At 69.5% G+C, this 12,045-nt stretch carries 15 protein-coding genes; 11 read left to right on the forward strand and 4 right to left on the reverse strand.

What is annotated here, in order from left to right; translation table 11 throughout:
• Positions 1-154: 154 nt before the first annotated feature.
• Positions 155-691, reverse strand: a complete 537-nt coding sequence (locus BG452_RS37985; RefSeq protein ID WP_188308892.1) for a GNAT family N-acetyltransferase — start codon at positions 689-691, stop codon at positions 155-157.
• A gap of 61 nt (positions 692-752) precedes the next feature.
• Positions 753-1,214 carry an NUDIX hydrolase gene (locus BG452_RS37990; protein WP_188308926.1) on the reverse strand — a complete coding sequence of 154 codons (462 nt, stop codon included), beginning with the start codon at positions 1,212-1,214 and terminating at the stop codon, positions 753-755.
• 17 nt (positions 1,215-1,231) lie between these two features.
• Between BG452_RS37990 and BG452_RS37995 the strand changes: the two genes are divergently transcribed.
• The 8 genes from BG452_RS37995 to tgmC all read left to right on the forward strand — a co-directional run bounded on the left by BG452_RS37995 (position 1,232) and on the right by tgmC (position 6,037).
• Complete coding sequence (locus BG452_RS37995; RefSeq protein ID WP_188308893.1) at positions 1,232-2,011, forward strand: GntR family transcriptional regulator; 780 nt, start codon at positions 1,232-1,234, stop codon at positions 2,009-2,011.
• A 135-nt stretch (positions 2,012-2,146) separates the two neighbouring features.
• Positions 2,147-2,629: an ATP-binding protein gene (locus BG452_RS38000; RefSeq protein WP_188308894.1), complete on the forward strand. Its 483-nt coding sequence runs from the start codon at positions 2,147-2,149 to the stop codon at positions 2,627-2,629.
• Entirely contained in the window at positions 2,626-2,787 is a 162-nt protein-coding gene (locus BG452_RS38005; RefSeq protein WP_188308895.1) for a hypothetical protein, read from the forward strand. Before BG452_RS38000 ends, BG452_RS38005 begins: the two co-directional genes overlap by 4 nt.
• Before the next feature lie 74 nt (positions 2,788-2,861).
• The gene (locus tag BG452_RS47425) at positions 2,862-2,996 is read left to right on the forward strand and encodes a hypothetical protein (protein ID WP_262986108.1); all 135 of its coding nucleotides are present in this window, start codon (positions 2,862-2,864) and stop codon (positions 2,994-2,996) included.
• Positions 2,993-4,189: a methyltransferase domain-containing protein gene (locus BG452_RS38010; RefSeq protein WP_188308896.1), complete on the forward strand. Its 1,197-nt coding sequence runs from the start codon at positions 2,993-2,995 to the stop codon at positions 4,187-4,189. The genes BG452_RS47425 and BG452_RS38010 overlap by 4 nt, the downstream gene beginning before the upstream one ends.
• The gene (gene tgmA / locus BG452_RS38015; RefSeq protein ID WP_188308897.1) at positions 4,186-4,458 is read left to right on the forward strand and encodes a putative ATP-grasp-modified RiPP; all 273 of its coding nucleotides are present in this window, start codon (positions 4,186-4,188) and stop codon (positions 4,456-4,458) included. The genes BG452_RS38010 and tgmA overlap by 4 nt, the downstream gene beginning before the upstream one ends.
• 131 nt (positions 4,459-4,589) lie before the next feature.
• Positions 4,590-4,898 carry a hypothetical protein gene (locus tag BG452_RS38020; protein WP_223243334.1) on the forward strand — a complete coding sequence of 103 codons (309 nt, stop codon included), beginning with the start codon at positions 4,590-4,592 and terminating at the stop codon, positions 4,896-4,898.
• Positions 4,895-6,037, forward strand: coding sequence for an ATP-grasp peptide maturase system methyltransferase (gene tgmC / locus BG452_RS38025; protein ID WP_188308898.1), 1,143 nt, complete (start codon positions 4,895-4,897; stop codon positions 6,035-6,037). Before BG452_RS38020 ends, tgmC begins: the two co-directional genes overlap by 4 nt.
• Before the next feature lie 62 nt (positions 6,038-6,099).
• On the opposite strand, the gene BG452_RS38030 is transcribed toward tgmC, so the two are convergent.
• Entirely contained in the window at positions 6,100-6,435 is a 336-nt protein-coding gene (locus tag BG452_RS38030) for a hypothetical protein (RefSeq protein ID WP_188308899.1), read from the reverse strand.
• A gap of 72 nt (positions 6,436-6,507) precedes the next feature.
• Between BG452_RS38030 and BG452_RS38035 the strand changes: the two genes are divergently transcribed.
• Entirely contained in the window at positions 6,508-7,149 is a 642-nt protein-coding gene (locus BG452_RS38035; RefSeq protein ID WP_317621417.1) for a DUF2461 domain-containing protein, read from the forward strand.
• A gap of 128 nt (positions 7,150-7,277) precedes the next feature.
• On the opposite strand, the gene BG452_RS38040 is transcribed toward BG452_RS38035, so the two are convergent.
• Complete coding sequence (locus tag BG452_RS38040; protein WP_188308901.1) at positions 7,278-8,225, reverse strand: heme o synthase; 948 nt, start codon at positions 8,223-8,225, stop codon at positions 7,278-7,280.
• Positions 8,226-8,688: 463 nt separating this feature from the next.
• Here BG452_RS38040 and tkt point away from each other — a divergent pair, with 463 nt between their 5' ends.
• Positions 8,689-10,788, forward strand: coding sequence for a transketolase (gene tkt, locus BG452_RS38045; RefSeq protein WP_188308902.1), 2,100 nt, complete (start codon positions 8,689-8,691; stop codon positions 10,786-10,788).
• An 89-nt stretch (positions 10,789-10,877) separates the two neighbouring features.
• Positions 10,878-12,020: a transaldolase gene (gene tal / locus BG452_RS38050; RefSeq protein WP_188308903.1), complete on the forward strand. Its 1,143-nt coding sequence runs from the start codon at positions 10,878-10,880 to the stop codon at positions 12,018-12,020.
• The last annotated feature ends 25 nt before the right edge of the window (positions 12,021-12,045 follow it).

Here is a 12,045-nt window from a genome sequence, read left to right on the forward strand (position 1 = left end):
GAGCCGGGAGTATGCCGCCCGTTCCCGGCTCAACCTCACAGGCCCCTGAGCTGTCCGGTCCTTGCGGATCTCGAAGTCCAATGCATCCCCTGAACTGGGGTGTTGCAACGACTCCTAGAACCCAAGACGGATGGGGGCCCTTCGCCATGTCATCTCAGGCCCGTGCCATCGGACGGTCCAGATCCAGCACCATCACATCGTGCCGAGCCGCGCCCTCCCAGGGGATGGCCGACCCGACGCGCGCATAGCCCCACGCTCGGTAGGACGCCTGGGCCGCGATCGCCTCCGGTCGGCTGTTCAGCATCACCCGGGCGTTGTCGATTCCTTCGATGAGGTCGCGGTGCATGCGAGTGGCGACGCCTTGGCGACGCCACTCGGGCCGAACTGCCAGCTCGAAGAGACCGAATGTCCGCTCTCCGTCCTCACGTCTGAGGTCCTCGGACACCGGATCGATCAACGTGTCCCACCATCCGGTGCTCTCCGACAGCGGGTAGCCGTACGCCATGCCCACAACGGTGTCTCCGTCGAAGGCAATCGCCGCCCGGAACCCCCGCCGACGCACCTGCGAGCGGAACCGGCGAAACGCCCGCTCCACGTCGGCCGGCCCCTCGCCGTAAGGAGGCTCCACGAACGCCTCCGCGAACACCTCCTTCAACTGGCCCTCCAGCTCAGCCGCCTGGCTGCCGTCCAAGAGCCGAACCGCCACCGTCGCACCGCCCTACCACTGAGAGACCGCAGGCGTATCAACGTTGTCAAAGCAGATGTCGGCCGTCGTGGGTCCGAACGCTTGATGCCACGTCGTCCCGAAGCGCGTCCAAGACACGTACCGCGTAGACCTCGGCCATGCGCTCGGAGACCTCAACCGGTGTGAGCCAGTTGACTTCGACCGACTCGTCCGAGAGTCGCTCTCCCCCGCTCTCCGGTCGGCAGCGGAGAACGAGAGCAACGATCCCTCGGCTCACGTTCTTATACACGCCGGTCAGCCTTTCCACGCCGACCTTGATCCCGGTCTCCTCGTAGACCTCGCGGCGCACCCCGTCCTCGATAGCCTCGTCCAGCTCCAGCACGCCACCCGGAGGTTCCCAAGTCCCGTTGTCAGCACGGCGAATCGCCAGCACCCGACCGTCCTCGCGCACCACCACCCCCGCGACGGACACGGAGTGGAGCGGCGTTGACTGGGACTTCCCGGCGCTGTTACTCATGTGCAGGAGGATAGGAGCCCTGAAGGACTATGGCGAGTGGTGAAGTGGCCTCGTCGGCCACAGCGAAGTACCTACAGATCGCGGCTGACATCGCCGCACAGGTCAAGTCGGGCGCTCTTGCTCCCGGTGCGACCGTGCCCAGCGAAGCGGAGCTCATGCAACGGTACGGAGTCGCTTCCGGGACGGTTCGCAAGGCCATCGCCGAACTCCGAACGACGCAGCTGATCGAGACGCACCACGGTCGAGGCTCTTTTGTCCGCTCCCGCCCTCCGGTACAGCGGAAGTCTGCGGACCGATTCCGCCGCGCCCACCGCAAAGCCGGCAAGGCCGCGTACCTCGCAGAGGCGGAGACCTCCGGCGGCGTCCCGTCCGTGACCGTGCTGTTCGTGGGCCCCATAGCAGCACCTCCTGAGATCGCCGATCGCTTGGGACTTCCCGCAGACACCCAAGTGCTGGCCCGGAAGCGCCGGTACTTCCGAGATGGGGTACCCACCGAGGAGGCCACGTCATACCTGCCGTGGGATGTAGTCAAGGACATCCCCGAAGTCTTCGCCGAGAACCCAGGTGGCGGCGGCATCTACGCCCGCCTCGAAGAGCATGGCCACTCCCTCGCCGAGTTCACCGAGTCCGTGCGGGCCAGGCTCGCAAGCAAGCCCGAGACCAAAGCGCTCACGCTGAGCCCTGGTGCGCCAGTGATCCATCTCGTTCGCGAGGCCATCACCACGGATGGTCGCGTGGTGGAGGTGTGCGACACCGTCATGGCCGCAGATCAGTTCGTTCTCGACTATCGCTTCCCCGCACATGACTGACTGACAATCAACTCTCTCAACCCGTCGCGAGGTTCCTCTCGCGACGGGTTGACTCATGTACAGGAGTCGGGCACTCTTCTACTCGTCACTCATGTACATGAGTGCATGGAAACACCTCATTTAGAGGAGATGGTCGTGTTCGAGGCCGACATCCTGGAAGTTCCCATGCAGCACGCTTCGATGGAGTGTCGTGCGACTCCTGGCACCGATTCGATGTCGGTGCTGCCGACATCGGACCTGCTGCTGCCCTACCAGCCGGAGTCGGTGGCAGCTGCGCGCCGGTTCGTCGGCGCGCAGCTGCGGGAGTGGGGGCCGAGCGACCTGGTGGACGACGCTGCCGTGATCGTCAGCGAGCTGGTCACCAACTCCCTCAAGACCGGCTGCCAGACCCGCATGCTCGTCGGCATCCGCCATCCGACCGACCACATCGTCCGCATCCTCGTCGGCGACGGCTCCCGGTCGATGCCCGTGATGGTCCAGGCCCGGCCCGACGCCACGTCGGGCCGGGGGCTGGCGATGGTCCACCGGCTCACCCATGGCCGCTGGGGCGTCACGCTTCTCCCCTTCGGCAAGGTCGTCCACGCCGACCTTGCGACACCTGCGCCGACCCCCCGGTGAACTCGCAACCCTCTGACGCCGATTGCGCCCCCGACGACGCGCCGCCACCGCCGTCCGACCCCGACCCCACGCAGGTCTGGGCCGCCTACGGCGTATCCGCCGCGGCCGGGCTGCACATCGTCGTCGCGGCCCTCGTACTGATCAACCGCTCCCACTGAACTCCCGTCCGCGCCGTCGGCCCGGCGGCGCGGACGGGATCACCAACACACACATCAACACCCAAGGAGAAAGAATGGGTTGGGGAACCGACAAGCCCAGCGGCGGCAAGCACGGCGGCAAGAAGGACCCGGGCACGAGCAAGCCGTCCCCCGACGGATCCCAGCCGGCGCCCGAGCCGAAGCACAAGAAGGGCGAGGGCGAGAAGTGACGGACCCCGTGCATCGACCGGAGCAGGCCGCCGTGCGCGGCCTGCTCCGGGCCGTCGGCGAAGCGCTCGACGGCCCCGTTCCTCCGGAGTGGCAGAAGGCCATCACGGCGGTCCCGCGCCATCGCTTCCTCCCCGAACGGATCTGGCTGGAGAACACCCACGACGATTACGAACCGTGCGACCTCTCCACCGACCACCAACGTTGGTTCGAGGCGGCGTACGCGGACGCGCCCGTCGTCACCCAGGTCAACGACGGCCAGCCGGCCGCCGACCCGACCGCCGCCTGGCCGTCCTCCTCCGCCTCGGCCCCCTCGATCGTCGTCCGCATGCTCCGAGACCTCGACGTCCGCCCCGGCATGAACGTCCTGGAGATCGGCACCGGCACCGGCTGGAACGCCGCCCTCCTCGCCCACCGCCTCGGCCCCAGACACGTCACCTCGATCGAGATCGATCCCGAGGTCTCCGAACAAGCCTGGGCCTCCCTCAACACGGCAGGCCTGGACGTCGACCTCGTCCGCGGAGACGGCTCCCTGGGCTGGCCCCGCCGCCACCCGTACGACCGGATCGTCTCCACCTGCTCGGTCCGCCGCGTCCCCTGGGCCTGGATCGAACAGACCCGCCCCGGCGGCGTCATCCTCACCCCCTGGGACAACCCGATGCTCTGCTGGGGACTCCTCAAGCTCACCGTCGAACGCGACCGGGCCCAGGGCCGCTTCAGCCCCTACTCCGCGTTCATGCTGATGCGCAACCACCGGCAGGACCTGCGGATCTTCCGCGACGTCGTCCGGGACGAGCACGTCCCGGACGAATCCGAGACCACGCTGCCCCCGTGGGAGGTCACGGGCGACAACTGGGAGGCCCGCTTCGCCCTCGGCCTACGGCTCGGCGACGTGTGGACCGCCTGGGAACACGAGCCGGGCGTCGACGGCGTCGACGCCCGGCTCTGGATCGCGACCACCGACACCCGCTCCTGGGCCGCCGTCGACCACAACCATGACCGAGCAAACCGCTTCACCGTCTGGCAGTACGGCCCCCGCCGCCTCTGGGACGAGGTCACCGCCGCCCACCACTGGTGGGAGCAGCACGACCGCCCAGCCCCCACCCGCTTCGGCCTCACCGTCACTGCGAACACCCAGTGGCCATGGCTCGACCACCCCAGCCACCCTGTCCATCAGGAGGCGCAGCACAGATGACCACCGCACCGTGGGGCACCACCCGCATGGGGCCGTACCCGGAGTCCAGCCCGATCCCCGCCCTGACGCCCGTGATCGATCCCGAAACGCAGGTCGCCGTGTTCGTAGACGAGCACGGCCGCACGGTCGAGATGGGTGCGCACGGCACCAGCACCGAAACCAGCACGCCCACGAGCACGGGCGGCGGCGACGGCCAGAGCGGGCAGCAGAACCAGCCGACCGACATGGACAGCATGCCCGCGAACGACCAGGATCAGGGCGCGGGCTGACATGACACCGGATCGACACCGGGCGGTTCTGGTCCTGACCGGCCCCTACGACGTGACAGCCGACGTGGTCCTGCGCGTCTTGGCCGACCGTCGAGTCCCGGTCGTCCGGGTGGAAGGCCTTCGACGCGCGGGTGACCGCCGTCGGAGACCGCCTGTTCGGCGTCCGGATCGACAGCCCCGATCTCGACTGGCGCCACCGGCAGGACCGGATGACGTGCGCGCCGGTGGAGATCCCCGAACCGGTCGCGCGGTCGGTCGCCGCCTACCTCGTTGAATTCCGTTTGGTGTACGGCGCGTTCGACTTCGCCGTGACCGCCTCGGGCGACTGGTACTTCCTTGAGTGCAACCCGAACTGCCAGTGGGCGTGGCAGCCGGCCAGGACCAGCGCCGCGATCGCCCGCGCCATTGCCGATCAGCTGGAGAGAGGTCCCGACACGTGAGTACACCGGCTCAGCTCCGTACTGCCCTGGTGGACGGCTTCACCGGGGAGGACAAGATCACCGATCCGGCCTGGGAGCACGCCGCCAGAGCGGTCCCCCGGGAACTGTTCGTCGGTTCCTACTTCCTTCCGGTCGAGGGAAGTTACCCGACCGCCTACCGGCCCGTGTTCCGGGGCGAGCCCGGCTGGCTGGAGCAGGTCTACAGCAACGAAACGCTGATCACCCAACTCGACGGGCGCACCCGCCCCGAGGACGTGACCGGCGGCACCGTCACGGGGGTTCCGTCCTCGTCGTCCACCCTGCCGTCCCTGGTCCTGCGCATGTGGCACCAGCTCGGCGCCGAGGCCGGCCACCGGGTGCTCGAGATCGGCACCGGCACCGGCTACTCGACCGCCCTCGGCGCGCACCGGCTCGGGAACGCCAACCTCACCAGCGTCGAATACGACCCGGGGGTGGGCGAGGCCGCTGCAGCCGCCCTCAAGGCAGCCGGGTACTCCCCACGCCTGATCATCGGCGACGGACTGCTCGGCGACCCGGACGGAGGCCCCTACGACCGACTCGTCGCCACCTGTTCGGTTCGCTACGTGCCGCCCCCGTGGCTGCACCAGGTGAAGCCCGGCGGCCGGATCCTGGTCACGCTGTCCGGCTGGTCCTTCGGCTTCGGTCTCGCGCTGCTGGTCGTGACCGGTCCCGGAGAAGCCACCGGCCGATTCCTGCCCGGCTACACCAGCTTCATGATCGCCCGCCCGCACGACCGGCCGCCCCGCCAGAGCCTGTCACTGCTCCCCGGCGACGAACGCCCGACCCGGATCGACCCCGAGATCATCGGCACCTGGACGGGCAACTGGGTCTCCCAGCTCGCAGCGCCCTCGGCCGAGCGGATGGGCGTCGGCGGACAGCAGATCCTCTCCGACGTGGCCACGGGATCACAGGCCCGGACCATGCCGGCCCCGGGAGGCGGCTGGACCGTCGTCCAGCGGGGCCCGCTCCGGCTCTGGGACCAGGTGGAGAGCGCCATCGAAGCCTGGCAGAGGGCGGGCGAGCCGCATCAGGAGGGCTTCGGGTTCACCGTCTCCAGGTCGGGACAACGCGTCTGGATCGGCCACGAGGACGGCCCTGGCTGGAGCCTCCCCATCTGAAACGGCCAACGGCCCGGCTCCCCCATCCGGGGAGCCGGGCCGTCGCACACACGAGACCGTGATCAGCCGCCGAGCTGCAGCCCCGCCATCCGCTTCCACTCGTACGGGCCGGTCTTCACCTTGAGGCCCAGCTCGCCCTCGAAGTCGTCGTGCAGGGTGAGCCCGGCCAGCTCGGCGGCCCGGCGGCCGACCGCGTACGTCGGGGCCACCTGGTCGCCCCAGGCGCCGTCCGCGCCGACCACGACGATCCGGGTGGCCACGGCGCCGACGTACTCGACGACCGCGTCGGCGCTGCCGCCGTGCTGCTGGGCGAAGCTGGTCAGGTGCTTGGCGATGCGCTTGGCGCGGCGCTCGGTACGGGCGTCCGGCGCGGCGGTGGCGGTCTCTGCGCTGCTCATGCCCGCATGCTACCCACCGGTAGACGACCTGGCGACAAGAGCACCCTGTGCACCGGGCCACATACTGGAGAGGTGACCTTCAAAGGCTGGCCGGCCGAGGCGCTGGACTTCTACGCGCACCTCGAAGCCGACAACTCGAAGACCTTCTGGCAGGCCCACAAGGAGCAGTACGACGACACCGTACGCGCCCCGATGGAGCTGCTGCTCGCCGAGCTGGAGCCGGAGTTCGGGCCGGGGAAGATCTTCCGCCCCAACCGCGACGTCCGCTTCAGCGCCGACAAGTCCCCGTACAAGACGCACATCGGCGCGCATCTGGAGTCGGGCGGCTACATCCAGCTCTCCGCCGACGGCCTGGCCTGCGGCAACGGCATGTACCAGCTCGCCCCGGACCAGCTGGAGCGCTACCGTGCCGCCGTCGCCGAGGACGTCAGCGGCGCCGAACTCCTCAGGGTGATCGCCCGGGTGGAGAAGGACGGCCCGCAGGTCCACGGCCGGGACTCCCTCAAGTCGGCTCCGCGCGGCTACGCCAAGGACCACCCGAGGATCGAGCTGCTGCGCCACAAGGGCCTGGTGGCCTGGCAGGAGTGGGAGCCCGCCGAGTGGCTGGGCACCCGCACGGCCCGCACCCGGATCGCCGCGTTCCTGCGCGCCTCCCAGCCACTCCGGGACTGGCTGGACGACCACGTCGGCCCGTCCGAACTACCCAGCCGCTGAACTCCGAACTACCCGGCCGCCGAACGCGGAACGAGCCCCGGAAAACCGAGGACCCCGGACACGCGAGGAGCCCCGGTCCACCAGGACCGGGGCTCCTCGCCGTCCGACAAGCCTTACTTCACTTCACTTCACTTCACGAACGGATCGATCGCGCACACCACGAACAGCAGCGACAGATAGGTGATCGACCAGTGGAACAGCCGCATCTCCTTCAGCTTCGCGCCCACGATCCCGGCCTTGGCCCGCGCGTACAGCGCGTGCGCCTCGCGCAGCCAGAAGCCGCCGAGCAGCACCGCGGCGACGGGGTACAGCCAGCTCATGTGCCCGAGCGGCCAGACCGCCAGGGAGACCGCCACCATCACCCAGGAGTAGGCGACGACCTGCTTGCCGACCGCGACGTTGCCCTTGATCACCGGCAGCATCGGCACGCCGGCCCGCTCGTAGTCCTCGCGCACCTTCATCGACAGCACCCAGGTGTGCGGCGGCGTCCAGAAGAACACCACCAGGAACAGCGCGACGGCCGCCCAGGACACCGAGTTGGTCACCGAGGACCAGCCGATCAGCACCGGCATGCAGCCGGCGATGCCGCCCCAGACGATGTTCTGCGAGGTGCGCCGCTTGAGCCCCAGCGTGTAGACGAACACGTAGAACAGCAGCGCGCCGAGCGCCAGTCCGGCGGAGAGCCAGTTGACGCCGTAGCCGAGCACCAGGGTGGAGACGACCCCGAGCGTGATGCCGAAGACCAGTGCCTCACGCGGGGACACCATCCCGGTGACGATCGGCCGCCGCTCGGTACGGGTCATCAGCGCGTCGATGTCGCGGTCGATGTACATGTTGAGGGCGTTGGCGCCGCCCGCCGAGAGGTAGCCGCCGACCACGACCTTCAGCACCAGCAGCATGTTCGGCACGCCCTGTTGGGCCAGGAACATCACCGGCACCGTGCTCATCAGCAGCAGCTCGATGATCCGCGGCTTGGTCAGTGCGACGAAGGCGCCGACACGGGCCCCGATGGGCCGGTGCGCAGGAGTCGCCCCGGTGACCCCGGCGGGACGGGTTTCGACGGCGGTCACTAACACCCCAACTGAAGATGAATCCTCGCAGGCGGCCACAGGAACGAAGGGTCCCGAATCGTCCGCTCTGCGCGTACCACGCCACCTTAGACGCTCCATATATCCCATCCGGCTCCGGGGTCCCCCGGCGAGGCGGATGGCACACCCCGGGGTGAGCCGACTGGGTGAAGCCACGAAACGGCTCCGGCGCGGCTCCGCAACCCGTCCCGACCACCCGGGCGGCAGGCCCCGGCAAACCGGGAGAGCCTGGGACAAAACAAGTCGTAACGCCCTAGTGGGAATCACCATGCGGAAATCCCGGTTGTCCCGGCACGGAGGGTGAGCCCCGGCCCGGACGGTAGGCTCGCACGCAGAAGCGGGATCTACCCTCCGTGACCGGCACCATCCACAGTCGGGACCACAGCGCCGTGGCCGACCCGGTCCCCATTCACGGGGTCACTCTTCACAATGGAAGGAGCCCTGAGACAGGGTGAGCACTGCGCCGACGAACGCATTCGAGTGGAGCGACCTGGACGAGCGCACGGTTGACACGGCGCGGGTCCTGGCGATGGACGCTGTCCAGAAGGTCGGTAACGGGCACCCCGGGACGGCCATGTCGCTGGCCCCCGCTGCCTACCTGATCTTCCAGCGCTTCCTGCGCCACGACCCGACCGACCCGGCCTGGGTCGGCCGCGACCGCTTCGTCCTCTCCCCCGGGCACACCAGCCTGACGCTCTACACCCAGCTGTACTTCTCCGGCTACGGCCTGGAGCTGGATGACCTCAAGGCCTTCCGCGTCGCGGGCAGCCGCACCCCGGGCCACCCCGAGCACGGCCACACCGCCGGCGTGGAGACCACCACCGGCCCGCTGGGCCAGGGCATCGCCAACGCGGTCGGCATGGCGATGGCCGCCCGTTACGAGCGCGGTCTGTTCGACCCGGAGGCGGCGGCCGGGGAGTCCCCCTTCGACCACACCATCTGGGCCATCGTCTCCGACGGCGACCTGGAGGAGGGCATCTCCGCCGAGGCCTCCTCGCTGGCCGGCCACCAGAAGCTGGGCAACCTGGTCGCCCTGTACGACGACAACCACATCTCGATCGAGGGCGACACCGAGACGGCCTTCTCCGAGGACGTCCTCAAGCGCTACGAGGCGTACGGCTGGCACGTGCAGCGCGTCACCCCGAAGGCCAACGGCGACATCGACGTCGAGGCCCTCGCCGGTGCGCTGGCCGCCGCCAAGGCGGAGACCTCCCGCCCGTCGCTGATCGCGATGCGCACCATCATCGCCTGGCCTGCCCCGGACGCCCAGAACACCGCCAAGGCGCACGGCTCGGCGCTCGGCGCGGCCGAGATCGCCGCCACCAAGAAGGTCCTGGGCTTCGACCCGGAGAAGACCTTCGAGGTCAGCGACCAGGTCATCGAGCACGCCCGCCAGGTCATCAAGCGCGGCAAGGCCGCCCGCGACCAGTGGCAGCAGGGCTTCGACGCCTGGCGCGCCGCGAACGCCCACCGGGCCGCCGAGTTCGACCGCATCCAGGCCGGCGAGCTGCCCGAGGGCTGGAAGAAGGCCATCCCCTCCTTCCCGGCCGGCAAGGCCGTCGCCACCCGCAAGGCCTCCGGCGAGACCCTCAAGGCGCTCGGCGCGGTGATCCCGGAGCTGTGGGGCGGCTCGGCCGACCTCGCGGAGTCCAACCTCACCACGATCGACGAGGACAGCTCCTTCCTCCCCGAGGGCAACCCGCTGAAGTCCGCCAGCCCGTACGGCCGGACGATCCACTTCGGCATCCGCGAGCACGCCATGGGCTCGACCATGAACGGCATCGCGCTGCACGGCGGGACCCGCGTGTACGGCGGCACCTTCCTGGTCTTCGCCGACTACATGCGCCCGGCCGTCCGTCTGGCCGCGCTGATGAAGCTGCCGGTCACCTACGTCTGGACGCACGACTCGATCGGCCTCGGCGAGGACGGCCCGACCCACCAGCCGGTGGAGCACATGGCCTCGCTGCGCGCCATCCCGGGCCTGGCCATGGTCCGCCCGGCGGACGCCAACGAGACGGCCGTCGCCTGGCGCACCCTCATCGAGCGCCAGAGCAGCCACCCCGGCCCGGTCGGCCTGGCGCTCACCCGTCAGAACGTCCCGACCTTCGACCGCGAGGTCTTCGCCTCCGCCGAGGGCACCGCCAAGGGCGCCTACGTGCTGGCCGAGGCCGGCAACGGTGACCCGCAGCTGATCCTGCTGGGCACCGGTTCCGAGGTCCAGCTGGCCGTCCAGGCCCGCGAGGTCCTGGAGGCCGAGGGCATCGCCACCCGCGTCGTCTCCGTCCCGTCCTTCGAGTGGTTCCAGGAGCAGGACCAGGCCTACCGCGACAGCGTGCTGCCGCCGTCGGTCAAGGCCCGCGTCTCGGTGGAGGCCGGCATCGCCCAGGGCTGGCGCGAGCTGGTCGGCGACCACGGCCGGATCGTCTCGCTGGAGCACTTCGGTGCCTCCGCCGACTACCAGGTGCTGTTCGAGGAGTTCGGCCTGACCGCCGAGCGCGTGGTGGCGGAGGCGCACAACGCCCTGCGCTCCCTCGAGGCCGTCAACCGCTAACGCGTTCCGGGCCGCGTGCCCGCCCGCACGCGGGCACGCGGCCCCCTCTGACTACCCCACGAAGCAGAAGAACAAGGGACTGAAGCACCATGACTGACGCACTGAAGCGCCTCAGCGACGAAGGCGTTGCGATCTGGCTGGACGACCTCAGCCGCAAGCGGCTGAACTCCGGCAACCTGGCCGAGCTGGTGCAGAACAAGCACGTGGTGGGTGTCACCACCAACCCGACCATCTTCCAGAAGGCCATCGCCGGCAGCGGCGACAGCTCCTACGACAGCCAGCTGCGCGACCTCGCGGTCCGCAAGGTCACCACCGACGAGGCGATCCGCATGATCACCACCTCGGACGTGCGCGACGCCGCGGACGTGCTGCGCCCGGTCTACGACGCCTCCAACGGCCGCGACGGCCGGGTCTCCATCGAGGTCGACCCGCGCCTGGCGCACGAGACCGCCCCGACGGTGGCCGAGGCCAAGCAGCTGTGGTGGCTGGTCGACCGTCCGAACGTCCTGATCAAGATCCCCGCCACCAAGGCCGGCCTGCCCGCCATCGCCGAGGTCATCGGCCTGGGCATCAGCGTCAACGTCACGCTGATCTTCTCCCTGGACCGCTACAAGGCCGTCATCGACGCCTACCTGACCGGCCTGGAGACCGCCAAGGCCAAGGGCCTGGACCTCTCCCAGATCGAGTCGGTCGCCTCCTTCTTCGTGTCCCGCGTGGACACCGAGATCGACAAGCGCCTGGACAAGATCGGCGGCGACGCCCGGAACCTGCGTTCCAAGGCCGCCCTGGCCAACGCCCGCCTCGCCTACCAGGCGTACGAGGAGGTCTTCGGCAGCGTCGACGGCAAGACCGCCGGCAACGCCCGCTGGAAGGCCCTGGAGGCCGCCGGCGCCAAGCCGCAGCGCCCGCTGTGGGCCTCCACCGGCGTCAAGGACCCGGCCCTGCCGGACACCCTGTACGTCACCGAGCTGGTCGCCCCCGGCACCGTCAACACCATGCCCGAGGCCACCCTGGACGCCACCGGCGACCACGGCGTGATCACCGGCAACACCATCGTCCCCAACTACGCCGACGCCAAGGCCGTCCTGGACGCCATCGCGGCCGCCGGCGTGGACTACGACGACGTCGTCCAGGTGCTGGAGGACGAGGGCGTGGAGAAGTTCGAGCAGTCCTGGCAGGAACTGCTCGACACTGTCACCGCCTCGCTGGCCTCCTTCGCCAACGAGAAGTGACCCCCGCTCACACAGCCAGCGCACG

It is taken from the genome of Streptomyces sp. CBMA123 (assembly GCF_014596465.1).
GTDB lineage: Bacteria > Actinomycetota > Actinomycetes > Streptomycetales > Streptomycetaceae > Kitasatospora.

What these genes read in the sequence shown, in the direction of transcription:
- BG452_RS37995 (WP_188308893.1), top strand. Translation starts at nt 1,232, where the DNA reads ATGGCGAGTGGTGAAGTGGCCTCGTCGGCCACAGCGAAGTACCTACAG.
- tal (WP_188308903.1), top strand. Translation starts at nt 10,878, where the DNA reads ATGACTGACGCACTGAAGCGCCTCAGCGACGAAGGCGTTGCGATCTGG.
- BG452_RS38030 (WP_188308899.1), bottom strand. Translation starts at nt 6,435, where the DNA reads ATGAGCAGCGCAGAGACCGCCACCGCCGCGCCGGACGCCCGTACCGAG.
- tgmA (WP_188308897.1), top strand. Translation starts at nt 4,186, where the DNA reads ATGACCACCGCACCGTGGGGCACCACCCGCATGGGGCCGTACCCGGAG.
- BG452_RS47425 (WP_262986108.1), top strand. Translation starts at nt 2,862, where the DNA reads ATGGGTTGGGGAACCGACAAGCCCAGCGGCGGCAAGCACGGCGGCAAG.